Consider the following 23,777-nt stretch of genomic DNA (forward strand, 5'->3'; position numbering starts at 1 on the left):
ATTTATCTCGAATCATGAGATCTCAGCGTCACCGTCACTTCAGGCGGTGATTTGGAGACGCCCATGCATCAAGCTGTAATCACGCTCGAACAGTTCGCCGACCTCTGGGAAGAACTCGAACAGGTAATGCAGGTAGACATTGCCGGCGTGAAGACGACATCGGCCCGACACCCTGCTTTAGGTGCTGTGGTCGCGATCCAAGATATCCAAGATGACATGATCCTCCTTAGCCAGAAGAATGTCGAAGCTCTGCAACGCTATCGCCGCCTCGACAATCGCATACTGTAACAATTCGTGACGTAAAACCCATATCGCGATCGCTATAGCCTTAAAGCCGGGCACTACTCCGGCCATTTAAGGAGCCTCAGCAATGCAGACTTTGCCCATGGAGAGCGGCTACGTCACGTTCAACATCGATCAACACAGGCTCGATGAAGCACGGCGGTTGATGAGAGTACCGGCCGATCCCCTCGAAGAAAGCGACCGTGAGCTTGAAGCAATCCTGATCGAGCTGGATCAGATGCCTGTTGAGCAAGCTTAGCCTCAAATCGCGCTCGACGCGGGGACGGCATTCGCGACTCTAAATACGGAGAAGTTTGAATGCCTGAAAAGGCACCAGTGTAATCGGCAGGCCAGAAGGCCGGCTGTTTTTCAACGCATCGCAACGGGTCGATTCTCGACCCCAAGCTAGAACCGATACCGGTTTTGGCATCGAATACTCATGCTCGAAAGGATCAACGAAATGAATCTTCTGGATATGACTTGGACCAGATTGCGGAGGTGTTCGTAAAATCTGAATACTGGATCAATCACTACACTGCGGGCCGCCTCTAATAGGGAGAAAACCGGTGAAGCGCGTTTACGTAACCGACATGTATGAATTCGAAATCGATAGTCAGCGCATCCAGTATTCAATCCATCCACGCGCCCTAAAAGCGTTCGGGGCCACTGATGATATCCCCGAAGATGATCTTTTTGATATGATCGATGAACGTCGCGATGAATTTAACGAGGCCGCTAAAGCCAAGTATCTCGCGATGGGAAGGCCGACAACGATGGTAATGCTCGACTTCGATGATTTCGATACCAAAACCGAGCTTGATGACCCTGTATAAAACTTTCGATGAGGTGTTCAGCGCCGGGCGCTTGTGTGCCCGGCGCTTGATTGTCAGGAGGTCTAATGAGTGCGCCCAGAGAAGAGCGTTTTTTCCTCTACATCGATATTCTTGGCTTCCGAGATTTGATTAAATCTGGCTACGACATCCAAAGCATCTACGACATTATCGACGAACTACCGGCCCATGGGACGACTGATTTTCGCTGCATGATATTTTCCGATACCGTAATAGTGTTCACTGATCATGATGAGTGGGCAAAGAGACCGATCGAAGCATTAATGTGGCTTACAGAATATGCTCAGTTTCTTTTTTATCGATTGATTAGCAGCGATGTTCACATACGCGCATTCATCACCAAGGGTTTCTTCCGGTACAAGAAGCTTCGGCATTTTGAATCATATTATGGAGACGCGCTTGTCGAATGTTATGAGCGAGAAAAATCCATTAAATGCACAGGTGTCTTTTTAGACGCAAAACTGGCGCCCTACTGCAAATTTTTTGATCTCACTCAATACGATGCGCGAACCTACTACGTGCATGTCATGCAGCACTTAAGAGACGCGCAAGCTCAATACCGCGACTATCCGCTTTCCGGTGTGCCGTTAGAATCGACCGGAATGTACTGGTGGACGGCTTATATGCTGCGCTATTTGGAAAATACATATCGCCACGCTGAGAATCTAAAGCTGTCCGGGGAGGTCAGACAGAAGCATCAAAATGCTTGGCGAGTTATTTCTAAGAAGTATCCGGGACTGACACGAAAATTGATCGACACAAATTTTGATTTCCACCAAATCATCAATTTAGATTGGACGGAACCCATGAGACGTATAGGAACTCCTGAAGGTGCTTGGGGGTAAAACCTTTAGGATCAAGGAAGGTGAGGCGCAATGTTAAAGGAAAAAACAGTTTTAATCCTCGGCGCCGGTGCCAGTAAAGAAGGAAATTTACCCACCGGCACAGAGCTTTCCGAACAAATAAAAGTTCTAACATCGAGACAAGGAGGGGAGCTCCCTTCTCTTTTATCATTTTTCGACGATCATCGAATTCGCGAAGTCCAAGATTCTCTACTTGAAGGCTGTCGCCGAATATCTCTCGGCCTCGATTGGAGCGTCTCTATCGATAATTTTTTATTCACCCACGCCCGCAATACGGACATCTTGAGGGCGGGCAAACTAGCTATCGCACATTCAATCATGGCGGCCGAAAGCAGTTCGTATTTGATGTATAGAACTGAGCCGCCCCGCTTCGATAATACTAAAGAGGTTTTAGCTAGTTGGTATCATTCCCTCGCTGTCGGCTTAATGTCTGGCATCTCGGCCTCAGACGGCGAAGCCTCAACGCTGTTCGACAATTTGACGATCATAGACTTCAACTATGACCGTTGCGTTGAACACTTTTTGTTCCATACTCTTCAATGGCATTTTGACTGGAGCGAAGAGATCGCCGCGTCGGTTATGAAAAAGCTTAGAATTTGCCATCCCTATGGAAGCCTGGGGCCCCTGCCATGGCGTGACGCTGATCAAGGCCAGCCATTCGGTGCGGCCAATGCTTTAGACGCATCGCAACGCATCCGAACTTTTATGGAGCGGATGGAAGAATTGCCTTCGGAACTGAGAAGCGCGCGTCAGTCTTTGTCAGAAGCAAGAAACATCATATTTTTAGGCTTCGGATTCCATGAACAAAATATTCGCCTGATAGCCCCAGACCCGCTTCTCTCTAATTTGGACCGCAGAATTTATTATTCAAATAAAGGGTTGTCTTCGACCGCCGCATTAGATGCAGAATCTTTAATTCTGAGAGAGTGGTTTACTGATCTCAATTTGGTAGTCTTCACGGGTGGCCAACATGCGGACGTTGTAAGGATGTTCCAAAAAGGCTTTGGTCAGCCCTGCTCAACACTTATGAGCGAGTATCGGACAAATTTTTTCTCTTAAACATCAAAATTTAAAATGCGTTTATTCACGATCAATAAGCAATCGCTTCGACCATCTTCCGGCGCGTGGTCAGATCTAGCTCTGAAACAATCCCGTACTTTTGTGTTGTCGTTGCCTTCGTATGTCCGAAGAGCGGCCCGAACTGTTCGTCCATAAACCCTGCATTGCGCAACGCGTCTGCAACCGTATGGCGCAATGAGTGAACGTTATGCGCCTTACTGCGCTTAATCCCAATCGCCCGTAGATACTTGTTCGTAAACTTCGACGGCACACCGCTCCAAAAGCCCCGCGCATCCGGCACAAGTTCGGGAAACAGCTTCTTCTGCCGTCTTGCTTTCAAAGCTTCCCGGTACTCAATAAGCCCGCGCGCAATCAATTCAGGGTGAACCGGCACGACGCGCTCCGAACCTTTCGTCTTAATGCGCTTCCCCCGTCCGCCTTCTGTCGTCAGGTGGAAGCACCAAATACCGTTGATCTGGCGCAGATCGTTGATGTCCATCTGCGCAAGCTCGCCTAGCCGCGCCCCAGAATACATAGCAATCAGCGGTAGCCAGAAACGCCAGTCGCGAATTTGAACATCGCCCGACTGATACTCTTTGCCGTCACCCGCACAGCTATTGAATAACGGCGACCGCAACATCGTCCTAATCTGTCGCGTCGTATACGGATGCACCATCTTCACGGTCTTATCGACCGAAAGGTACATCTTCGACATGATATCATTCTGAATGTAATCGTTCGCGAGAAGCCAGCCGGCGAAGCTCCCTACCGCCGCCAGGTTCCGATTGATCGTCTTTGCATTAAGAACGGGCTTCTTTGCCCGTTTATTCTTCTCGATGATCTCGGCAAAGCTCAGCCCGTTAAATACGGCAATCTGCTGCGCCCTTGCCGGGAACTCAGCCAGCCTCGCCTTCCAATCGCGGATAGTGGAGCGCGACATAATCGAGATATGCGCATCGTTACCGACGAAGCTAACGAAATGCTCCATGATCCGGCGGTTCTGCTTCCATGTGTCGTCGCTGGCGTTTGCTTTGCTCTCCCGGTGGAAGCGATCATATAATTCCATGATTGTTTCGCCGGGCTTCGCTTTCAGAGCCCTGCCCGCTGGCGGGACAATAATGGGATCGACTGGCGCACCAGTGAAATCGCCGGCATCGCGCTCGATGCTGCGCTTTAGGGCTTCGATTTCTGCCCGCTGCATATGCTGCGCAAACTGCCGATACCGTGGCCCCTCCGGTAGCTGAATGCGCTCCTGCCCTGCCGTCTCAGCCAAGACCGTCTCGACCGAGCGGGTTTCACCACGCGCAAGATCAACCTTGAGCCCCGCCAGCCTCGCAGCAACGCCATTCGCTCGCCCGGTGCGCTCGGCCTCGATCTCGTCGCGAACCATGCTGAAAATGCGCCATGCTTCGATCGAGTATTCCCCAAACTCGTTCTCAAGCTCGCGCCACATAGCATCAAACTCGGCCTCGGTCGGAAGCTCCAGCCGGAACTTCTCGTCCGCCGCCAAAAGCTCCGTATAGCGCTTGTAGATAAGCACCTCGGCCTCGGCGGGGGTTAGCTCGCGCTTCTTATAACTGTCGAGCTCACGCTGAATGCTGTCGCGCTCGATCGGGGCCAGCCGCCGCGCCTTTACCGCCTCTTTGGTTTTCAGGCTGCGCCAGATTTGGGTCTTTCCGACCACTTCCCGAAGATCCGGCGGCACAGTCACCCGCACGCTGTAGGTCCCATTTCGCCGAACCAGGTAATCCATCGAAAAGCCTCTAAATTTTCTTCCATTTTGTAGCAGACTTTTGTAGCATTTTCAATATCCAAGTATCTGATTTTACTATTTTCTATTTCATATCAATAAATTACGTTTATAGCACTATCAATCCAGGTTCCCCAGCCACTCCAATCAGCCGTAAAACCATCGCCTCTCATCGACGTGTCGTCAGACCTTCGGGCTGCGGCGTTGCCGGTTGGCGACTGTGCATCGGTTGCGCCAGCCATCTGCCCTTGAGAAACGGCGAAACCGCCCCGGCATCGGACATCACCCATTTGGGGTATGCGCCGACGCTCTTGAACGCCTAATCTCACCCCTCAGGACCATAAGTATAGAAATGTCGCACTTCGGGGCGGTCAGATCTGTGTGGCAGCGCACAGCCCGGCTAATCTGCAATCCGCCAGATATCGCCTCCAGAGACATTTCATCGAGCTGGGGAAGAATATGTCGTATAGAGACGAAGTCGCGCCGACAACGAGAGAAGAGATCGCGTTCAGGCTCATGAACACGCTTCTGAGAGCCGATGCTAAAGAGATCGACCGCGTGCTCAAGCTATATGCGTTATGCGCTCGCGTTGTGGAAAACCCCCACATTCTGGAAGAAGAAGAGCCGCAGGATCGCCGCGAACTGCTGGCTCAAAGCCACTAGAAGCCCGTTCATATCCGACGAATTCCGCCGCTGACGCTGTGCCTGGCGGCGGATCGTTTGCCCTGATCTTTGCCCCCACTCTTTTGTCCCAAACGGCACTCCCCGCTTCCGCGCGCCATTAAACAGTTGGCAGCGCGCCTATCCGCTCGCCCAAGCGCGGGGCTATAGCGTTTCACTGCTCGACGGAATCGTCGAGCGCCATGAAGACGCGTCCAAATAAGAGGATCTAAGCAAATCACGTTTCTACCGAAACGTGATTTGCTTTAGACGATAGGTTCGCGGAGCGCCTCAGGCGCCCAAACAAAAAAACATATCGGGAGTGAACATGGCGCCCTCATCCAAGGCTGAAGACACCGACGTGCTCATCGTCGGCGCCGGCATGGCCGGCCTGAGCGCGGCCATCGCGGCGCGCGACGTCGGCGCATCGGTCATCATCTTGGAAAAGGCGCCGGAGACCGAACGCGGTGGCAATACGCGCTTTTCCAACGGCGCCATCCGCGCGGTCTATCATGGCGTCGAGGATATCGATGCGCTCGTCGGTGGCCTGAGCAGGGCGGAGCGCGAACGCGCGGACTTCGGCGCCTATGCGCGCGAGCAATATTACGACGATCTCGCCCGCGTTACGCAATATCGCAGCGATCCCGACATGGCCGATATGTTGATCGAGAACAGCCGCGACACACTGTTCTGGCTGCAACAACAGGGCCTACGTTTTCTGCCGCTGTACGAATGGCAATTCAAACTGCCGGACGGACGCATCCGCTTCTCCGGCGGATCGGCGCTGGAAGTCTATGGCGCGGGCGAAGGGGCGTCGGAGGCCTTGTTTCGCACCGCCGAGCGGCGTGGCGCGCGTGTGTTCTATCGAACCAAAGCCCTGTCGCTCATCGATGAAGCGGGCCGCGTCAGCGGCGTCATCGCCCGTGGGGATGGCGAGGACATCACCATCCGCGCACGGCGCGTCATTCTCGCCTGCGGCGGCTTCGAGGCGAACACCGAATGGCGCACGCGCTATCTCGGCCCCTCATGGGATCTCGCCAAGGTGCGGGGATCGCGTTTCAACACGGGCGATGGCCTGCGCATGGCGCTTGAGCATGGCGCGATGCCATACGGCAATTGGTCGGGATGCCATTCGGCCAGCTGGGACCTCAACGCGCCCGACGTCAACGAACTCGAATATGGAACCATCTTCAAGCGCGACGACTATCTCGAAGGCATCGTCGTCAACGCCGACGGCGAACGCTTCTTCGACGAAGGCGCCGACATCCGCGCGCTCACCTATGCCAAGCTCGGACGCGCCATCTTGGCCCAGCCTGGCCAGGTCGCCTGGCAGATCTTCGACAAGCACGGCGCCGCACGGCTGCATGGCGAATATCGCGTCAAGCAATCGGCGCGCTTCAAGGCTGATAGTCTGGAAGCATTGATCGGCCAGTTCGACGGCATCAAGCGCGATACTTGTCTTGCCACCATCAAAGCCTTCAACGCGGCGGTGCGCACGGACATTCCTTACGATCCCGGCAAGAAAGATGGCCGCTGCACGGACGGCCTCGCCATCCCGAAATCCAACTGGGCGCTCGCCATTACCCAGCCGCCGTTCGAGGCCTATGCGGTGACCTGCGGCATCACGTTCACCTTCGGCGGCCTGCGGGTCGATGCGGACTGCTGCGTGCTCGATGAAGGTGGGCAGCGTGTCACAGGTCTGCACGCGGCGGGCGAAATGGTGGGCGGCCTGTTCTACTTCAATTATCCCGGCGGCTCAGGCCTGATGTCGGCTGCCGTATTCGGCCGGATCGCTGGCCGTGCGGCGGCGCAGGCGGTTGTCGGCGGCAACGCTTAGAGGTTCCGCAATCGCCAGTGTTGAAAGCCAGACCATAAGCTGATTTTCTACCACAACCGCGACTTCGATTTGAATCGATGACAACACAAGCGGCACGATGGGAGAGAACAATGAGGATAGGCGTATTGGCGCTGACGATGATGGTCGTCGCGGCGGGATCGGCGCAAGCGCAAAGCGATTTCTATCGCGGCAAGCAGCTTAAGATCGTCGTCGGGAGCGAAGTGGGCGGCGGCTTCAGTTCCTATGCGCAACTCCTTTCGACCCATTTCGGCAAATATATTCCAGGCAATCCCGCTGTTGTGATCGAACATCGGCCGGGCTCTGGGGGCGTCAATGCCATCGATTACGTCGCCAATGCCGGCGCGAAGGATGGAACCATCATCGCGGTCGCCATGCCGAACTTCTTCGTGACCCCTTTCGTGGAACCAAAAGCGGCGAAGTTCGATCCGGCGAAATTCCATTTCATCGGCCGGATGAGCGATTTCGGACGCGCCCTGGTCGCCTGGCACAGCAGCGGCGTGACGACGCTGGACGATCTGAAAGCCAAGGAAACCGTCCTGGCGACCTCGGCGCGCCGCTCCACCACAACGATCCAGCCTGTGCTGATCAATGAAATTCTTGGAACGAAGATGAAGATCGTTCCCGGCTTCATGGGTTCCGGCCCCACCGCCGTCGCGCTTGAGCAGGGCGAGGTGCAAGTCTCGACGATTGCCTATTCAACCCTGCAAAGCCTGCACCCGGATTGGCTGCGCGACAAGAAGATCAACATCATCGCCGGGCTCGACTTCTCCGACATTCCTGGCGTCGTCAAGATCCGCGATTTGATCGACGACCCACAGAAGAAGGCGATGTGGGATTTCGTTGCCCTCCCCTCCGAATTCGGCACCGCCTATGTCGTCTCTCCTGGTGTGCCGGATGAGCGCATAGCAATCCTGCGCCAGGCCTTCGATGCCACTATGAAGAGCGAAGAGATGATCGCCGACGCGCGCAAGCGCAATCTCGATCTCAATCCAAAATCAGGCGAAGCTCTCGATCAATTGTTCGCCAAGGCCGGCTCGCCGACGCCGGAGATCATCAAGCATGTCGGCACCATCATGGGCGTCAACTGATCCGTTGCAGCCAGGACCGGCGCGCACCCGCGTTCCTTTCCCAGGCTTCGATCAGCGCGCGATGTTGCAACGTGACGGCGACATCATCGAGGCCTTCGAGCAAGGTGGTGCGCTCGCCCGCATCGATCGCGAAGGGAAATTCCATTCCATCCGGGCTCGTGATCTTGCCGCGCGCAAGATCGACTTCGAACGACGCTTGACCATCCACCTCGGTCACGCAACGTTCGAACGCGGGAGAAAGCACGGCATCGAGCACGACCGGCAGCATGCCGTTCTTGATCAGGCTCTCACGATAAACCTCGGAGAAACTACGCGCGACGATGCAGCGCACGCCATGGGCGGCAAGCGCCCACACCGCCACCTCGCGCGCACTGCCGCAGCCGAAATTACGGCCGGTGACAAGGATCGGCGCGCGCTGGAAGCGGGGTTGATCGAGCACGAAGGGATTGTTCGGATCGGTGCGCCAGCGGGCGAAAAGCCCGGCCTGGTAGTCAGGCTCCAAGGAGCGCATGAACTGCACCGGCGTGATCTGATCGGTGTTGATATTGTCGATCAGGAGCGGCGCGGCAGCGCCACGAATGCGAATAAACTTCTCCATGGCGTTCCTATCGCCCCCGTAGCAGCGGTCGTGGATCGCTGATCTGTCCCATGACGGCTGCGGCCGCGGCGCTCGCGGGGCTTGCCAGATGGGTCCGCACACCAGCCCCTTGCCGGTTTTCAAAATTGCGATTGGTCGTGGACACGATTCTTTCTCCCGCCGCGACTTTCTCGCCACCGCCGCCGGCGCACATGGAACAACCGGGCTCCCCCCAGAGAAAGCCGGCTTGCCGAAAGACATCGCCCAAACCTTGTTGCTCCGCCTGTCGCGCCACGGCGCGCGAGCCTGGCACCACGACGGCCTTGACGTGATCGGCGACCTTTCGGCCGACGAGGACTTGCGCCGCGGTCTCAAGGTCGCTGAGACGCGCATTGGTACAGGAGCCGATGAAGACGCGGTCGATCTTCGCGCCCGCGAGCGGGGCACCGGGCGCCAGATCGATATAGCCGAGGGAGCGTTGCCAACTTGCCTCATCCAGTCCCGCTTGCGCCGCCGCCGTCGGCACACGGCCGGAGATAGCCGCGACCTGCGCCGGCGACGTGCCCCAGGTGATTTGCGGCTCAAGCGCCGTGCAGTCGAAGTTCAGATCGATGTCGAAGACGACGTCTGGATCGGACACCAGATGCCGCCAATCGTCCCGCGCCCTGGTCCAAAGATCACCGCGCGGGGCGAGGCGACGCTGCGCAAGCCATGAAAACGTTTTCTCGTCTGGTGCGATGAGACAGGTGCGCACCCCCAGCTCCACCGCCATGTTGCAGAGTGTGAGCCGCGCCTCGACGGGCATCGCCGCCACGACGCTGCCCGAAAACTCCAAGGCAACGCCGCGTGCCGTTTCGAGGCCCAACCTACCGATCAGGTGCAGGATGACGTCCTTCGCGAACACGCCTATGCCGAGGGTCCCCTCAAGACTGATCCGCATCTGACGCGGCTTGCGCATCCACATGGCCTGCGTCGCCAGCACATGTTCCAGCTCCGAACTGCCGCACGCCAGGCCCAAGGCGCCCATCCCGCCGACGGTGGGCGAATGACTGTCGACACACAGATACGTCGCGCCCGGCAGGACGAAACCGATTTCAGGCGCCACCACATGGGAAATCCCCTGCTCCGCATCGCCGACATCGAGAAGCCGCAACCCATGGCGCCGCGCTGCCTCGCGCGCGGCATCGATGAAGGCGCTGCTGCCCGCCGCAAGATGTGGAAAGGACGGCACCGAATGATCCATCACCACCACCGCCAAATCCGGACGGCGGATGGCCAAGCCGCGCCGCTCCAGATTTTTGAGGACCTGCGGCGCGCGCACGTCGTCGACGACAACCCGGTCGATATAGAGCAGCGTCTTGCCACCCTCGTCCTCGGCCAGGCGGTGCAGCGACCAGATCTTGTCAAACAGGCTCTCGCCCATCGCGCGTTTCCTCTCGCCGGCCTGAGGCGCTGGCTTGTTGATTATTGCTGACCGGTTCGGTCTTGTTGGGATATGATTCTATAGATGTTCAGAGAATGAAAGAAGAGACATCCGTGAGCGACAATATCGTGCGGGACTGCAACGGCAATCAACTCAACGACGGCAATTCCGTGATGGTGATCAAGGATCTCAAGGTCAAGGGCACCTCCGAGATACTCAAACGGGGAACCACGATAAAGGGCATCCGCCTAACGGGGAACCCTGGGGAAATCGAATGCAATACCAAACAGGTCAAAGGGTTGGTGTTGAAGACGGAGTTTCTCAAGAAGGCGTGACATGACCGCCCGGAATACGGCGCACCCACGCAAAAGCCCCGCTGCATCGGCAACGGGGCTCACGGTCCATTGCTGATCGCGCAGCTAGCCCCTGACGACCGCGTCGCTCACCGTGCGGTGAATGCGCATCAGCTCAACCAATGTGTCCGGCTTGCGCCGTCCGCAGCCGCATTCCGTCGCAACGCCAAATCGGGGCGCGAACTTCAGCGCCGCGGCGATACGCTTGCGTGTGCCTTCGACGCCATCCGTCATGTGAACCAGACCGAGGAACAATTCCGTTTCCGGATGTAGCTTCAGACCGCCCAACGCCTCGTAATATTTCGCGTCGGAGCGCTCCTTCGGCACCGGCAGGTGCAGCCAGTCGAGTTTGCGCGTCAAACCACGCACGACACCATTGGCGACGGAGACGAGTTTCGAAGTGTCTTCCGGCTCCTTGAAATGACGGCCGCCGCTGTCACCATAGCAAAGATGAAAGCCGAGCTCGACGTTGCCAGGCACGTGATTGCCGAGGCGCACCAGCCGCGAAATGATGTCGGCCTCGGGGTTCTTAAACGCATGCGGCATCACGCCTTCAAGAATGGCGAATTCAATGGCCGTGTCCCACTGGATTGCAAGATCGCTGGCGGGGATGGCCGCGACAATGGCGTCAAGCTCCGCCAGCATCGCAGCTTCATAGAGCGGCTCCAACTTGGGCTGATCTTCCGGGAAGACGAAAATAGTCGCGGGTGCGATCGGCGTCGGCAGGCAGACTTGGAACTTCGTATCGCGCCCGATCTTGCCAGCCTCCTTGAGCGCCTTGAACGACACATAGGACGCCTCGGCCGCGGCGGCGTAGCCCAAGGGTGGAAACTTCACGTCATCAACGGTAGCTCCAGGCTTAAGCCGGAATTTTGGGCGTTTGAGATATCCCATATCGAATATCTCCGACGTCAGCGCCGGAACGGCGTTAAACACGTCGTGCTGCCACTGCGTCCAATTGATCCGCGCGCCGGTTTCCCCGTCGGGAATGCGCTTGAGATGGCGGCCAAGGTTTTCGCTGGCAAATCTAAAGACCGTCTCGGAATCAGCGAGTGGAACGCTGCCAACCAGCAATGCGCCTTGGACGTTTGTTGCCTGCGTAACATCCGCCATGGCGGACCTCCCTGTCCATTTGCCAATGCTTCCTGCGCTTGATTTCAGTTTCCGCCAACTCCCGTCACATAAGCCAGTTCTATATCGGAATTATTGGCATGCCGAATTGGAATTCAGCCGAAATGGCGCACGGCGGGCGGCCTAGCCTTTGCCCTTGGAGCCGTCCGATGTACCAAACAAGGTGCGCAACGTCGAACGAAACCAACGATGGCCGGCGTCCTGCTGCACGCGCTCGTGCCAGAATTGGCTGATTTCAATGCGCGGCAATGGCAATGGCGTCGCAAACGGCATGAGTTTGAGATCATCCGCCAGATACATCGCCAGCCGCGCCGGGAGCGTCCCGACGGCATCGGTCTTGCTCACAACCATGGCGCTCGTCACGAAGCTCGGCACACGCACATGGACCCGATCGGGGTCCAGCTTGGCGGCGAAAACACGTTCCAGCGCCTGATGCGCGCCATGTCCGGTGGGAGACGACGTCACGATCACATGCCGTTCGCGCAAGAAGGCTTCCGGCCTGACCAGCTTTCCAACGCGGGGATGCGTCCTACGGACCACGCTCATGTAGGTGTCGGTGTAGAGCCGCTGGCGGCGCATGTTGGCCGTGGCACCGGGAAATACGCCCACCACAACATCCGCCTCGCCGGCTTCAAGGCGCGCCTCGATGGGCCGCGAGTCGAGCGGCATGGCCTTGAGCCGCAGGCCCAGTCCCTGCTTTTCCAGATAGGCGATGATCGGCGGCACCAGCTGCGCCATGCCAACTTCCGTAACGATCATGGAGAATTCGCGCGAGGATGCCTGCGGATCGAACGCGGCGGAAGAGGCGCGCATGACGTCCGAGGTCGTCAGCAAATCCTTCAATGGCTTTGCCAGATCGAGCGCGCGCGGCGTCGGATGCATCGCCAAGCCGACGCGAACGAACAAGGGATCGCCAAAATGGGCACGCAGCTTGGTCAGCGCCTTGCTGACGGTCGGCTGGGTCGTATCAAGGATCTGCGCGGCGCGCGTCAGGCTCCGAACTTCCAGCAGCAAGGCGAGGACGCGCAGATGCCGCAAGCTGATATTGCTTTCGTCCATGCGCTCCCGTCCTCACCCAGAGGCAAGGGCTCCCCTCAGCCCAAGCCTTCCGTTCCAATCTAGAATGCAGACAATTCCAGATTGCCGCTACGCAGTCCAGACGATCCGGTAGACGCTTGTCTCCAGTGACAGGTCAGACTTGAAAATCAAGTCCGCTGCATCAGCATGGCCTTCACCGGAGGGAGAAATGACCACACTCAAGGGCCTCTTACGTCCCCTGTCCGCCACCATCTTCGCGACACTGCTGTTGCTGCCGCCAAATGGCGCGAAGGCACAGGCTCCAGCCTACCCTTCCGACAATGTGCATTTCATCTGTGGCTTCGCCGCCGGCAGCGGCGCGGACATTATCGTCCGCTTCTTCGCCAACAAAATGCAGGCGATCCTTGGAAAGACCGTCATTGTCGAGAATAAACCAGGCGCCATCGGCAATATCGCGACCGAATATGTCGCGCGCGCCAAGCCAGACGGCTACACCGTCTATGTCACCAGCGGCGACGCATTGGCGACCAATATGCACATATTCAAGACTCCCACCGTCGATGTGATCAAGCAGCTGCAAATCGTCACGACCATCAACCGCATGCCGATGATGATCGCGGTCAGCATCTCCTCCCCTTACAAGACCGTCGATGAACTGACCAAGGCGATGAAGGAAAAGGGCGATAAAGCCAGTTACGCGACCACCAACCCACCGGCTCGTGTTGTTGGCGCCATGTACAAGACGACCGGCGGATTGTCGTCCGTCGAGATTCAATACAAGACGACCGCCGACACGCTCAACGATGTGACCAGTGGCGCAGTCGACTACGCCATCTACGATCCGGTGTTCGCCACGATCCAGGCCAGGCAGGGCAAGATTCGCATCCTCGCCGTTGCCACGGGCGAGCGCCTGAAATCCGCGCCGGAATATCCGACCATGACAGAGCTCGGCTACAAGATGAATCTCGTCAGCTGGTGGGGCGCCATGGTGCCCACGGGTACGCCCCAGCCAATCGTCGAGAAGCTTCGCGACGGCTTTGCGCAGATCATCGCCAGCGAGGACGGCAAGAAGTTCCTCGGCTCGATCGCAAGCGACCCCTGGATCATTGGCTCGGAGGAAGCGCAGCAGTATTGGCGCAAGGAAGTCGACGACTGGCGCGAGTACGTTCGTCTCGCCAAGATCGAGCCGCAGGGATAGCCGTTTTCACTATCCTTCCGCTGCGATGCTGGAGGCTTCGGCGGTTCCCACGCAAAAGCCCCGCTGCCTGGGGGGCAACGGGGCTCGTAGTCTGTTGGCGATAACATTAGGGACTGCTCCGCCACTGCCAAGGCTAGGCTGCTAGCCTGACACGAAGCTGACAGCCTGCAAAAAGCTCGTCTTGCGCGCTAATAGCGGTTTGCAGTTTGGCTCAGTCAAACGCCACAAAGACGCATCAGCGCAAGGATCCCGGGCAAAACTGCGTTTCGACCGAAATGCAATTTGTCTTAATCGTCGGAAGAAGGCCCGCACCAGCCTGGGAGATAGATGGCGTCGTGGCTCTTGGCCGCCGCCAGCGCCTTTTCCAGCGCCTTATCGAAGTTTTTATCGACCAGCTTGCCGGGCATCTGGCGGCGCAGGAAATCGGCCCAGAGGAACTCGCTAAACGGCGTCGTGTCCTTGGCGAAGCCGCCGGCACGGCGCAGTTCGCCAGCCAGGCTGCGGAACGGGTCGTCCTTCAGGTCGACCACGGATTTCGGCAGATCCTTGAATGGCCGCCGCTCACCCTTGGCATCATAAGGATAGGCCCAGCGCTTGTTGTCCATCACGCCCCAAAAAGCATCGCGGCTGACCATGGACAGATCGCCGATGATGGCCACGAGGATGTCTTTGACACCTTCGTCGTGGAGCGCCCGCGTCAGGTGATGATGGTCGACGACGTAATAGCGCCCGTCCGGGCCCAGGACGACCGGGATCATGTGCTTGCCGAGAAGTTCGGACTGCTTCTTCTTGGACTTGTGCTCGCGCCAGCGTTGGCGCTTCTCTTTGACCTCGCGCATGCCGACGGTCATTTGTGTCGGGCGTAGCGCCAAGATCGGGACCGGATGGATTTTCGGCTCACGCGTGTTGGCCATGATCGAACACCTCTTGTTTCATCGTGCGGAAACTGGAGCGGCCCCAAGGCCATTCAAATCATTCTTTATTCGATCAGGCAAATCGCCGGATCGATCGCACGCTGGTGTTTCGGTCGCGAGGAAAGCAGGCCCTGCCACCGCAGGGAGGATGGCAGGGCGAGGTGGCGCACCGTTGTGGAGCGGCGATGGCCACGGTTTGCCCCTGCTGAACGGAGCTTGGGCATCGGCATGTAAGCCCATGGATCTGACCGGCTGCTGACCTTTAGCGGGGGCAATCAGACCAAGCGTCTCCATCAAAGCCCCTGTGCATTCCAGACCCCGGCCAGATTCCTGCAAGCTTGTTGTCAGGAGAATCAAGAACACTTGGGCGAGGTGTCGAGAACGAGGTCAGCCGGATTTATGTCGGATCGCGCAATTTTGTTTCTGGCTATGGCCGTCGTGGCGGTGCTCGCCTTGTCCGCACTGGTGATTGTGATGGCGACAGAGGATCCCGCCGAGCCGCCAGAACAGAGCTATCTGGTGCCGACCATCCAATAAAATGCCCCGTGCATGACATGACATGGAAAAGCCCCGCTGCCTGGCGGCAACGGGGCCCAGTTGGTTGTGCAGTGTGCGGCGAACCACAATGGGGACTGCTTATCGCCACGTCTCAGGCTAGGGAGCCGGGCTTACAAGAAGCTGACCGTTTTCCGGAAACGACACCCTGCCGCCCTGCCTGCTGAACACATGTAAGATACTGTATCAAAAAGATTTATTAGGCCGGAAGCTTGGTAATTAACTTATCCAATGTCACCGGATAGTCCCGCACGCGCACGCCGGTGGCATTGTAGATCGCATTGGCGATCGCCGCGCTGACGCCGCACAGACCCAGCTCACCGACGCCCTTGGCCTTCATCGGCGAGGACATCGGATCGACCTCGTCGAGGAAGATCACTTCCTGGTCGTGGATGTCGGCGTGGACCGGCACTTCGTATCCAGCAAGATCGTGGTTGACGAAGAAGCCCCGGCCCTTGTCGACCGCCAGTTCCTCCATCAGCGCGGCGCCGACGCCCATGGTCATCGCCCCGATCACCTGGCTGCGGGCCGACTTCGGATTGAGAATACGGCCGGCGGCGCAGACGGCGAGCATCCGGCGAATGCGGACTTCGGCAGTTGCCGCATCCACCCCCACTTCGACGAAATGCGCCGCGAAGGTCGATTGCTGATAGCGCCGGCTGAGATCGCCGAATTCGATCTTATCTTCGGCCGACAAGCCCGCCGCGCCCGCCGCTTCCGCCAAAGAGACACGGCGATTGCCCTGCTGGACAAAGCCGTCGCTGAAGGCCGCATCGTCTGAATTGAAGCCGACTTTTTGGGCCACGGCTTCGCGCAGCTTGACGCAGGCGGCATAGACGCCCGACGTCGACATGTTGGCGCCCCACTGGCCACCGGAACCGGCCGAGAGGGGAAATTGCGAGTCTCCCAGGCGCACCACCACCTTGTCGATGGTCACGCCCATCATCTCGGCCGCCGTCTGCGCGATGATGGTGTAACTGCCGGTGCCGATGTCGGTCATGTCGGTTTCCACCGTCACCACGCCGCGCCCGTCGAGCCGGACCCGCGCGCCCGATGTGGTCACCAGATTGTTGCGGAAGCCGGCGGCGACGCCCATGCCCACAAGCCAGCGGCCGTCGCGCAGCTGCGCTGGCTGCGCCTTGCGTTCAGCCCAGCCGAAACGCTCCGCGCCCAGCCGCAGACATTCGACCAGTTGACGCTGGCTGAAGCGGCGCTCGGGATGTTCCGGATCGACCTGCGTGTCGTTGAGGATGCGAAACGCGACTGGATCCATGTTGAGCTTTTCCGCCGTCTCATCCATGGCCATTTCCAAGGCCATCAGGCCCGGCGCCTCGCCCGGCGCACGCATGGCGTGCCCCTCCGGCAGGTCGAGCACGGCGAGCCGTGTTGCCGTCAGCCGGTTGGCACCAGCATAGAGCAGCCGCGTCTGCTGGATCGCCGCCTCCGGCCGCCCTCCCCGCAGATTGCCAGACCAGCTTTCATGGCCGATGGCGGTGATCTTACCGTCTGCCGTCGCGCCAATGCGCAGGCGCTGGATGGTGGCGGGGCGATGGGTGGTGTTGTTGGTGATCAGCGGCTGCGTCAGCGCCACTTTCACCGGGCGCTTGGCGAGGCGCGCGCCCAGCGCCGCGAGAACCACGTCGCTGCGCACGAACAGCTTGCCGCCGAAACCACCGCCGATATAGGGCGAGATCAGACGAACCTTGTCGCGCGGCATGCCCAAAGTGATGGCCAGATCGCGCGCGCCCCAGCCGATCATCTGGTTCGACGTCCAGACCGTCAGCTTGTCGCCCTCCCAGGCGGCCAGCGACGCATGCGGCTCCATCATCGCATGGGACTGATCGGGCGTCGTATAGGTGGCGTCATGCTGCACGGGCGCTGCGGCAAAGGCGCCGGCGAAATCCCCCACCGAGCCGCCGTTATCGCCGCCTTGCAGCAGGGGCGCGGTGTCGCGCGCCGCAGCCAGATCGAAGGCACCCTCATCACGCGCGTAGGTGACGCGCACCAAGCTTGCCGCCGCGCGCGCTTGTTCGAAAGTTTCGGCAACCACCAGAGCGATGGCCTGATGATAATGTTGAACCTGCGGCCCACCGAGCAGTTCGGCGGTGTTCCAGCTGCCTTTGCTGACCTTGCCGGCATTGTCAGCCGTGACGATCGCCACCACGCCAGGCGCCGCCTTGGCGGCGGCGAGGTCCATGGCGGTGATACGCCCCTTGGCGATCGCCGCGCCGACGACGAAGCCATAGGCCTGATTGGCCACGACATCATGCTGTTCATAGGCATAGCGCGCCGTGCCCGTGGTCTTGAACGGGCCATCGATCCGGTCGAGCGGTTGGCCGATGACCTTCAGCTGATCGATGGGATTGGTTGTGGAAGGTGTGTCGAAGCGCATGTCATGACCTCGCTTGCGTCAACACCGCCTGGAGCGTGCGCTCGACCAGCGGCAGTTTGAACCCGTTCTCATGGGTCGGTTTGGCGCCGGCGAGCAGTTGCTCCACCACCGCCTTGGCGCCGCGCGGCAAGTCTTTCTCGGCCGCTTCGACGCGCCAGGGCTTGTGGGCGACGCCACCGAGCGCCAGCCGGCCGCTGCCATCGGCCTGGACGATCGCGCCCACCGAAATCAGCGCGAAGGCATAAGAAGCGCGGTCACGCACCTTGCGATAAATGTGCACGCCGCCGATTGGCTTGGGCAGGATGACGGCGGTGATGAGTTCGCCCGGCGTCAGCGTGGTTTCCAGATGCGGCGTGCGCGCCGGCCCGCGATAGAAATCGACGATCGGGATGCGGCGGACGGCGCCATCCGAGCGCACCGTTTCAACGGTCGCATCAAGCGCACGCATGGCCACCGCCATGTCGCTGGGATGAGTGGCGATGCAGGCGTCGCTCCCGCCGATGACAGCGTGCTGACGGCTGAAGCCTAGGAGCGCGCCGCAGCCGCTGCCGGGCTGGCGTTTGTTGCACGGCTGGTTGGTGTCATAAAAATACGGGCAGCGCGTGCGTTGAAGCAGGTTGCCCGCCGTCGTCGCTTTGTTGCGCAACTGGCCCGAGGCGCCGGCGAGCAAAGCCCGAGACAGCAGCCCATAGTCGCGCCGCACATTGGCATCAGCGGCGAGATCGGTGTTGCGGACCAGAGCGCCGATACGCAAGCCACCGTCCGGCGTCGCCTCGATCTTGTCGAGCGCCAGGCCGTTGACATCGATCAGATGGACTGGCGTTTCGATCTCCAGTTTCATCAGATCAAGCAGATTTGTGCCGCCGGCGATGAATTTGGCGCCCTGCATCCGTGCCGCCGCTGCCGCGGCATCCCGAGGGGAGCTCGCCCGTTCGTAAGTGAAGGATTTCATGCCTTTCTCCCCGCGACTTCGGTGATGGCGTCGATGATGTTCTGATAGGCACCGCAGCGGCAGATGTTGCCGCTCATGCGCTCGCGCAGTTCTTCGGGCGTGGCTTGCGATGCGGCGATCAGATCCGCTGTCACGTGGCTGGGGACGCCGGCCTGGATCTCGTTCAGCACGCTGATGGCCGAACAGATCTGGCCGGGGGTACAGTAGCCGCATTGATAGCCATCGTGTTTCACGAACGCCGCCTGCATCTCGTGCAGGTTGTCTGGCTGGCCCAGGCCTTCGATCGTCGTAATCGTGTCGGCCACATGCATGACGGCCAGCGACAGGCAGGAATTGATCCGGCGACCATCGATCAAAACCGTGCAAGCGCCACACTGGCCGTGGTCGCAGCCTTTCTTAGTGCCGGTGAAGTGCAGATGTTCGCGCAAGGCGTCGAGCAAGGTGGTGCGCGTGTCGAGTTCCAGCTCTTGCGGCTTGCCGTTGACCGTCAAGGAGACCTTCGCCAACACAACACCAGCGCCGGCCGCAGCAGTGCCACCGGTGGCGCGCGAACTCTGGGCCTGGGCCGCCGCCGGCGCCGCTGTGGCGACAACCGATGCGGCCCCCGCTTGCAGAACCTGTCGACGGGTTGCCTCGTAGTCACAGGGAGGTTGCATGTCGAACTCCGTATTGATGGGCTTCAGATGGTGACGTCGCGGCGATTGCCGCGGACGCTACTCCTGGATGAACCTGAGACATCCGCTGATGACGGGCGGGATCGGACGTCAGCATTTTCCCGGTGCTTTGATCACTGGGCCGTATTGCGCATCGCTGACCGGCTCCATCCAATCGGTGCTCTTGCCGTTCAACGCTTCAACGATGGCGATATGGGTCATCGCCGATGAATTGGTGGCGCCATGCCAATGCTTGACGTTCGGTGGAATCAACACGACGTCGCCCAAGCGAATGTCCTCGATCGGCCCGCCCTCTCGTTGCACCCAGCCGCAGCCTGATGTGACGATCAGCGTCTGGCCCAGCGGATGGCTGTGCCAGGCGGTGCGCGCGCCGGGCTCAAACGACACGGTCTCACCGCCGACCCGCGCCGGGTCGTTACGCTGAAAACGCGAGGCGACACGAACGGTTCCCGTGAAATTCGGCGTCGTTCCCATGCTCAGCGGCATTGAACCGCCACGCAGGATTTCCAGCGCCGCATCCTTTTCCGTTGCCGGGCGCGTCTCCGAGGCAGCCTGCGCTTCGAAGACGGCTTTGGCGACGGGAACGGCGGACATGGCGCGCGGCCAACCCGCATAAAAAGCCAGATGCGTGATCGTTTCGGAAATCTGTATCGACGACAGACCATTTTCCATGCCGCGACCGATATGAAACTTGAGTTGGTCAACTTGACCGCTGGCGATCAGGGCTGCGATCGTGACCAGGCTGCGGTCCCGCGGCGCCAAATCCGGCTGGCGCCAAAGATCGCCGAATAACGTGGCGTTCGTGTATTGCGCCAGGGCCGGCGCAACGGGCCCAACCGTACCCTGCACCGCCGCCGCGCGCTGCGCTTCGCTGGCCGCATCGAGCGCCAGCAAGCCGGTGGCGCTGGCGCTCAGCTGATCAACGCCTATGCCCCGTTGCGCGAACACATCCTTCGCCACGGAAACAGCCGACATGGCATTGGGCCAGCCGCTGTAAAAGGCCAAATGGGTGATGATGCCGATGAGTTCGCGCGGCTTGACGCCATTGTCGAGGGCGCGATTGAAATGGCCGGTCATCTGACGCACATGGGTTCCGGCCACCAATGCGGCTACAGTGACGATGCTGCGATCACGCGGGCTGAGTTCGGCGCGTTTCCACAAGTCGTCGAAAAGAACTTCGTCCGTATAAGCAGCGAGCGCCGGTGCCACCGCCCGCACTTCCGGCGGGGCGACCTGCGGGGCGCTCGGCCGACGCTCTTGCGCTTGCGCGGATGTGAAAGACAACGCCGCGAGGGTCGCTGCGAACAGGCTTATCATTGAAATCTCCGCATTCTGGCTGCGGTTCCACGCGCTCCGCCGGTGGTTGGCGAAATGGCGAAACCCAGAGGCGCGACCGATCGGCCGCGCGACCGCAGGCCGAACCCGGCAGCTAGCGAAGAAGATAGGGCTCAGACGCGCGAGCCATTAGGCGCGGAAATCCGCATGCGCTTATGCGCCAAATTCATGAATGGCGGCGGAACCCAGCCGCCACGACTTCACGCCAAATAAGTTGGCAGCGGCGAGCGGTCCTGCAACTGGATGAGGCGACGCGCCAGTTCCTCGAACAATTCAGCCTTGCGCGGCGCCGCGCTGGCGCTGTCCCATAGATTTTGCATCTCGTGAGGGTCGTTTTCGAGATCGTAGAGCTCGCCCCAATCCTCGCCGTCGCGCACGCTCATGCGCCATTTTTGCGTCACCAGCGTCCGCACGCGCTGCGGCCTGTCGAAGCCCAGCATCGGCCGCTGGCTGTCCTCCTCGATCACCAACGAATTCTGCGCGGGATCAGCCAGAAGATTTCGGCCTTGCACGCCGTTGTAAGGTTGGATTCCGGCCCGCCGCAAAATGGTCGGGGCGATGTCGATCGACTGGCCGAGGTCCTCACGGACGCTCGAGGACAGACCGGCTTCACTCCAGATGAATGGCACATGGATCAAGCCGCGATAGTGCAGCAGCAGTTTCAGCATGATGCCATGGTCGCCCATGAAGTCGCCATGGTCGGAGGTGAAGATGACGATCGTGTCCTGGTCCAGGCCCAGCTCGATGAGCTTGGCGCGCACGCGGGCGATGGCATCGTCGATCATCGAGATCGAACCATAGGTCAGCGCGAGAATGTCGCGGGTCTCGCTGGCTGTGACCGCGAACGGGCTTTGACGATTCCGTGGGTCCTCTCCCTTCGCCAAGGCTTCGCGCATGCGCGCGATCGGCGGCAGATCGCCATGTCCGAACGAAGCTGGAAGCGTCATATCGGCCGGATCGTACATATCCCAATATTTGCCTGGTGGCGTGAAGGGATGATGCGGATCAGGAAACGACATCTGGATAAAGAAAGGCTTTGACGGATCTTGGGCGCAACGTTCGATGGCGGCAGTGGTGCGTTCCTCGATGAAACGCGTCGAATAGAGCTCTTCTGGCACCGCTGTGCGCCACGCCTGTGGCGCGCTGATGCGCTGATCGGGCAGCGCATTCTTAGGGCCGACCAGATTGTCGAAGTTGGGCTCCCGTTCAAGCGCCCAAAGCCGATAGTCGCCCGTGGCGCGATCGCCATGGTCGGCAACAAGCTCGAAATGCTGAAAGCCGTAGAAATCTCCCTCTTGATGTCGCGACATCGCGGTCGCGGGCCAGTGCGCGATGTTCTCATATTCATAGGCCGGACCGGCGCGCTGATCCTTGCGTGCTTCGCGCAGATGTTCGGGCGGCGTGTTCAACCCGGCCTCCGTCTTGAACCGATTGACCGCCGGCTCGCCGGTGAACGATTGCAGATGCGACTTGCCGATCAACGCGGTGAAATAACCGCTGTCGCGCAAGAGTTCGACGAAATTGGCATGGTTCCGCGACAAGGCGATGCCGTTGTGGCGCACGCCCGTCAGCGAGGGCATGCGCCCGGTCATGATCGAGGCGCGATTGGGCATGCAGATCGGATTGGCGACAAAGAAATTGTCGAACCTCAAACCGCTCCGCGCGAGTGCATCGATGGCCGGTGTGCGGACGATGGGATTGCCATAACAACCGAGATGATCGGCCCGGTGCTGATCGGTCATGATCAGCAGGAAATTCGGCCGGCGCTTCGCCCCCATCGTTTCACTCCGAAAGTTTGATGCCCGCACCGGCGATCACTTCGCCCCAGCGCGCGGTTTCATCGCGGATCAATTGAACAAATTCACCGGAAGGCAGGAAATGCACGCGCAAGCCCTGAGCGGTCAGACTGTCGCCGAAGCCCGGCTGATCCATGACGCGCTGGACCGAAGCCGCGAGCTTATGCGCGATCTCGGGCGGCAAGTTCGCCGGCGCAATGATGCCGGACCAGAAATCCATTTCCAGGCCTTTGAAGCCAGCTTCCGCCGTCGTCGGCACGTCGGGAAGCGCCGGGCTGCGCACTTTGTCCATGGTGGCGAGAACGCGCAAGCTGCCGTCGTTATGATAGACCGCCGTCACATTCGGCATTTCAAACGTCGCATCGATCCGACCGGCGAGCAGATCCACCAGCGAGGCCGCGCCACCTCTATAGGGGACATGCCGGAGCTTGGTCCCCGTCTTCCTCTGAAACAGTTCGGCGGCCATATGCGGTAGCGATCCGATGCCAACCGACCCATAGGAAATTTCGTCGGGGCGCGATTTCGCCAGCGCAACGAACTCGCCCAAAGTTTGGGCAGGAACCGACTTATTGACCGTCACGGTCAATGTTCCCGACGTCACCAAGCCAATGTGCGTGAAGGATTTGATGGGATCATAAGGCGCGGTGTGCACAAGTTGCGGGCCGATGGCGAGCGAGGCCACGACACCAAGACCAATCGTGTAGCCGTCAGGCTCCGCCTTGGCGACCGCCGCCGTGCCGACACGTGCGCCCGCGCCCGCGATGTTCTCGACGACGACGGTTCCCTTCAAATCGCCGCTCATGCCATTGGCAAGAAGACGACCCAGCACATCGAGGGGACCACCGGGGACATAGGGTACGATCAATCTGATCGGCCGCGAGGGATAGTCCTGCGCCAGCGCGGCCGGGCCGGTGACGGTCGCGACGACGGCAAAAACGAAGGCATAAAAGCGCACGCGCATGATATCCCCTTCCCGTATTCTCCCAGTTCAAAATCACCTTTACAGGCGGAAATATTCGCCGAAAAAT

General features: G+C 59.4%; 22 protein-coding genes and 1 pseudogene. 11 read left to right on the forward strand and 12 right to left on the reverse strand.

Going from position 1 to position 23,777, the window contains the following annotated elements:
- Positions 1 to 63: 63 nt before the first annotated feature.
- From BLW50_RS10305 to BLW50_RS30320, 5 genes are all read left to right on the forward strand, one after another.
- Positions 64 to 288, forward strand: a complete 225-nt coding sequence (locus BLW50_RS10305; protein WP_090701316.1) for a hypothetical protein — start codon at positions 64 to 66, stop codon at positions 286 to 288.
- Positions 289 to 370: 82 nt separating this feature from the next.
- Positions 371 to 541 (forward strand): hypothetical protein, encoded by a 171-nt coding sequence (locus BLW50_RS30660; RefSeq protein WP_170850091.1) that lies wholly within the window; start codon positions 371 to 373, stop codon positions 539 to 541.
- Positions 542 to 848: 307 nt separating this feature from the next.
- On the forward strand, positions 849 to 1,115 hold the full coding sequence (locus tag BLW50_RS10310) for a hypothetical protein (RefSeq protein ID WP_139267562.1): 267 nt from the start codon (positions 849 to 851) through the stop codon (positions 1,113 to 1,115).
- 65 nt (positions 1,116 to 1,180) lie between these two features.
- Positions 1,181 to 1,978: a hypothetical protein gene (locus BLW50_RS10315; protein WP_090701322.1), complete on the forward strand. Its 798-nt coding sequence runs from the start codon at positions 1,181 to 1,183 to the stop codon at positions 1,976 to 1,978.
- A gap of 30 nt (positions 1,979 to 2,008) precedes the next feature.
- Positions 2,009 to 3,055, forward strand: coding sequence for an SIR2 family protein (locus BLW50_RS30320; protein WP_139267563.1), 1,047 nt, complete (start codon positions 2,009 to 2,011; stop codon positions 3,053 to 3,055).
- 31 nt (positions 3,056 to 3,086) lie between these two features.
- Here the strand turns inward: BLW50_RS30320 and BLW50_RS10325 are convergent, their stop codons facing one another.
- A complete protein-coding gene (locus BLW50_RS10325; protein WP_090701329.1) occupies positions 3,087 to 4,808 on the reverse strand; it encodes a site-specific integrase in 1,722 nt (573 codons plus the stop codon).
- A gap of 513 nt (positions 4,809 to 5,321) precedes the next feature.
- On the opposite strand from BLW50_RS10325, the gene BLW50_RS10330 reads away from it, so the two are divergent.
- From BLW50_RS10330 to BLW50_RS10340, 3 genes and pseudogenes are all read left to right on the forward strand, one after another.
- Entirely contained in the window at positions 5,322 to 5,468 is a 147-nt protein-coding gene (locus BLW50_RS10330; RefSeq protein ID WP_210186064.1) for a hypothetical protein, read from the forward strand.
- 292 nt (positions 5,469 to 5,760) lie between these two features.
- Positions 5,761 to 7,302: pseudogene (tcuA, locus tag BLW50_RS10335) on the forward strand (FAD-dependent tricarballylate dehydrogenase TcuA); the annotation flags it as partial.
- A gap of 110 nt (positions 7,303 to 7,412) precedes the next feature.
- Positions 7,413 to 8,411 carry a Bug family tripartite tricarboxylate transporter substrate binding protein gene (locus BLW50_RS10340; RefSeq protein ID WP_170850092.1) on the forward strand — a complete coding sequence of 333 codons (999 nt, stop codon included), beginning with the start codon at positions 7,413 to 7,415 and terminating at the stop codon, positions 8,409 to 8,411.
- Here the strand turns inward: BLW50_RS10340 and leuD are convergent.
- Positions 8,404 to 9,009 carry a 3-isopropylmalate dehydratase small subunit gene (leuD, locus tag BLW50_RS10345; protein WP_090701341.1) on the reverse strand — a complete coding sequence of 202 codons (606 nt, stop codon included), beginning with the start codon at positions 9,007 to 9,009 and terminating at the stop codon, positions 8,404 to 8,406. The genes BLW50_RS10340 and leuD overlap by 8 nt on opposite strands.
- A gap of 7 nt (positions 9,010 to 9,016) precedes the next feature.
- Positions 9,017 to 10,411: a 3-isopropylmalate dehydratase large subunit gene (locus BLW50_RS10350; RefSeq protein WP_090701345.1), complete on the reverse strand. Its 1,395-nt coding sequence runs from the start codon at positions 10,409 to 10,411 to the stop codon at positions 9,017 to 9,019.
- A 113-nt stretch (positions 10,412 to 10,524) separates the two neighbouring features.
- Between BLW50_RS10350 and BLW50_RS10355 the strand changes: the two genes are divergently transcribed.
- Entirely contained in the window at positions 10,525 to 10,746 is a 222-nt protein-coding gene (locus tag BLW50_RS10355; protein WP_170850093.1) for an alkylphosphonate utilization protein, read from the forward strand.
- Between the two features lie 84 nt (positions 10,747 to 10,830).
- Here BLW50_RS10355 and BLW50_RS10360 read toward each other — a convergent pair whose 3' ends face one another.
- Positions 10,831 to 11,877 carry a hypothetical protein gene (locus BLW50_RS10360; protein WP_090701353.1) on the reverse strand — a complete coding sequence of 349 codons (1,047 nt, stop codon included), beginning with the start codon at positions 11,875 to 11,877 and terminating at the stop codon, positions 10,831 to 10,833.
- A gap of 141 nt (positions 11,878 to 12,018) precedes the next feature.
- Complete coding sequence (locus BLW50_RS10365) at positions 12,019 to 12,954, reverse strand: LysR family transcriptional regulator (RefSeq protein ID WP_090701358.1); 936 nt, start codon at positions 12,952 to 12,954, stop codon at positions 12,019 to 12,021.
- 187 nt (positions 12,955 to 13,141) lie between these two features.
- Here BLW50_RS10365 and BLW50_RS10370 point away from each other — a divergent pair, with 187 nt between their 5' ends.
- Positions 13,142 to 14,131: a Bug family tripartite tricarboxylate transporter substrate binding protein gene (locus BLW50_RS10370; protein WP_090701361.1), complete on the forward strand. Its 990-nt coding sequence runs from the start codon at positions 13,142 to 13,144 to the stop codon at positions 14,129 to 14,131.
- Between the two features lie 287 nt (positions 14,132 to 14,418).
- Here BLW50_RS10370 and BLW50_RS10375 read toward each other — a convergent pair whose 3' ends face one another.
- A complete protein-coding gene (locus tag BLW50_RS10375; protein ID WP_090701364.1) occupies positions 14,419 to 15,045 on the reverse strand; it encodes a ParB-like protein in 627 nt (208 codons plus the stop codon).
- A gap of 399 nt (positions 15,046 to 15,444) precedes the next feature.
- On the opposite strand from BLW50_RS10375, the gene BLW50_RS30665 reads away from it, so the two are divergent.
- Positions 15,445 to 15,582: a hypothetical protein gene (locus tag BLW50_RS30665; protein ID WP_210186065.1), complete on the forward strand. Its 138-nt coding sequence runs from the start codon at positions 15,445 to 15,447 to the stop codon at positions 15,580 to 15,582.
- Positions 15,583 to 15,799: 217 nt separating this feature from the next.
- Here the strand turns inward: BLW50_RS30665 and paoC are convergent, their stop codons facing one another.
- The 6 genes from paoC to BLW50_RS10405 all read right to left on the reverse strand — a co-directional run bounded on the left by paoC (position 15,800) and on the right by BLW50_RS10405 (position 23,710).
- Entirely contained in the window at positions 15,800 to 17,992 is a 2,193-nt protein-coding gene (gene paoC / locus BLW50_RS10380; RefSeq protein ID WP_090701366.1) for an aldehyde oxidoreductase molybdenum-binding subunit PaoC, read from the reverse strand.
- A gap of 1 nt (position 17,993) precedes the next feature.
- A complete protein-coding gene (locus BLW50_RS10385; RefSeq protein ID WP_090701369.1) occupies positions 17,994 to 18,944 on the reverse strand; it encodes an FAD binding domain-containing protein in 951 nt (316 codons plus the stop codon).
- Positions 18,941 to 19,600: an aldehyde dehydrogenase iron-sulfur subunit PaoA gene (paoA, locus tag BLW50_RS10390; protein WP_090701372.1), complete on the reverse strand. Its 660-nt coding sequence runs from the start codon at positions 19,598 to 19,600 to the stop codon at positions 18,941 to 18,943. The genes BLW50_RS10385 and paoA overlap by 4 nt, the downstream gene beginning before the upstream one ends.
- Before the next feature lie 108 nt (positions 19,601 to 19,708).
- Positions 19,709 to 20,935 carry a (R)-mandelonitrile lyase gene (locus BLW50_RS10395; protein WP_090701374.1) on the reverse strand — a complete coding sequence of 409 codons (1,227 nt, stop codon included), beginning with the start codon at positions 20,933 to 20,935 and terminating at the stop codon, positions 19,709 to 19,711.
- Positions 20,936 to 21,153: 218 nt separating this feature from the next.
- The gene (locus tag BLW50_RS10400; RefSeq protein ID WP_090701377.1) at positions 21,154 to 22,731 is read right to left on the reverse strand and encodes a sulfatase family protein; all 1,578 of its coding nucleotides are present in this window, start codon (positions 22,729 to 22,731) and stop codon (positions 21,154 to 21,156) included.
- A gap of 4 nt (positions 22,732 to 22,735) precedes the next feature.
- The gene (locus BLW50_RS10405) at positions 22,736 to 23,710 is read right to left on the reverse strand and encodes a Bug family tripartite tricarboxylate transporter substrate binding protein (protein ID WP_090701380.1); all 975 of its coding nucleotides are present in this window, start codon (positions 23,708 to 23,710) and stop codon (positions 22,736 to 22,738) included.
- Positions 23,711 to 23,777 lie beyond the last annotated feature (67 nt).

The sequence above is a fragment of the Beijerinckia sp. 28-YEA-48 genome (genome assembly GCF_900104955.1).
Lineage (GTDB): Bacteria > Pseudomonadota > Alphaproteobacteria > Rhizobiales > Beijerinckiaceae > Terripilifer.

What these genes read in the sequence shown, in the direction of transcription:
- BLW50_RS10305 (WP_090701316.1), top strand. Translation starts at nt 64, where the DNA reads ATGCATCAAGCTGTAATCACGCTCGAACAGTTCGCCGACCTCTGGGAA.
- BLW50_RS30660 (WP_170850091.1), top strand. Translation starts at nt 371, where the DNA reads ATGCAGACTTTGCCCATGGAGAGCGGCTACGTCACGTTCAACATCGAT.
- BLW50_RS10315 (WP_090701322.1), top strand. Translation starts at nt 1,181, where the DNA reads ATGAGTGCGCCCAGAGAAGAGCGTTTTTTCCTCTACATCGATATTCTT.
- BLW50_RS30320 (WP_139267563.1), top strand. Translation starts at nt 2,009, where the DNA reads ATGTTAAAGGAAAAAACAGTTTTAATCCTCGGCGCCGGTGCCAGTAAA.
- BLW50_RS10325 (WP_090701329.1), bottom strand. Translation starts at nt 4,808, where the DNA reads ATGGATTACCTGGTTCGGCGAAATGGGACCTACAGCGTGCGGGTGACT.
- BLW50_RS10330 (WP_210186064.1), top strand. Translation starts at nt 5,322, where the DNA reads ATGAACACGCTTCTGAGAGCCGATGCTAAAGAGATCGACCGCGTGCTC.
- BLW50_RS10340 (WP_170850092.1), top strand. Translation starts at nt 7,413, where the DNA reads ATGAGGATAGGCGTATTGGCGCTGACGATGATGGTCGTCGCGGCGGGA.
- leuD (WP_090701341.1), bottom strand. Translation starts at nt 9,009, where the DNA reads ATGGAGAAGTTTATTCGCATTCGTGGCGCTGCCGCGCCGCTCCTGATC.
- BLW50_RS10350 (WP_090701345.1), bottom strand. Translation starts at nt 10,411, where the DNA reads ATGGGCGAGAGCCTGTTTGACAAGATCTGGTCGCTGCACCGCCTGGCC.
- BLW50_RS10360 (WP_090701353.1), bottom strand. Translation starts at nt 11,877, where the DNA reads ATGGCGGATGTTACGCAGGCAACAAACGTCCAAGGCGCATTGCTGGTT.
- BLW50_RS10365 (WP_090701358.1), bottom strand. Translation starts at nt 12,954, where the DNA reads ATGGACGAAAGCAATATCAGCTTGCGGCATCTGCGCGTCCTCGCCTTG.
- BLW50_RS10370 (WP_090701361.1), top strand. Translation starts at nt 13,142, where the DNA reads ATGACCACACTCAAGGGCCTCTTACGTCCCCTGTCCGCCACCATCTTC.
- BLW50_RS10375 (WP_090701364.1), bottom strand. Translation starts at nt 15,045, where the DNA reads ATGGCCAACACGCGTGAGCCGAAAATCCATCCGGTCCCGATCTTGGCG.
- BLW50_RS30665 (WP_210186065.1), top strand. Translation starts at nt 15,445, where the DNA reads ATGTCGGATCGCGCAATTTTGTTTCTGGCTATGGCCGTCGTGGCGGTG.
- paoC (WP_090701366.1), bottom strand. Translation starts at nt 17,992, where the DNA reads ATGCGCTTCGACACACCTTCCACAACCAATCCCATCGATCAGCTGAAG.
- BLW50_RS10385 (WP_090701369.1), bottom strand. Translation starts at nt 18,944, where the DNA reads ATGAAATCCTTCACTTACGAACGGGCGAGCTCCCCTCGGGATGCCGCG.
- paoA (WP_090701372.1), bottom strand. Translation starts at nt 19,600, where the DNA reads ATGCAACCTCCCTGTGACTACGAGGCAACCCGTCGACAGGTTCTGCAA.
- BLW50_RS10395 (WP_090701374.1), bottom strand. Translation starts at nt 20,935, where the DNA reads ATGATAAGCCTGTTCGCAGCGACCCTCGCGGCGTTGTCTTTCACATCC.
- BLW50_RS10400 (WP_090701377.1), bottom strand. Translation starts at nt 22,731, where the DNA reads ATGGGGGCGAAGCGCCGGCCGAATTTCCTGCTGATCATGACCGATCAG.
- BLW50_RS10405 (WP_090701380.1), bottom strand. Translation starts at nt 23,710, where the DNA reads ATGCGCGTGCGCTTTTATGCCTTCGTTTTTGCCGTCGTCGCGACCGTC.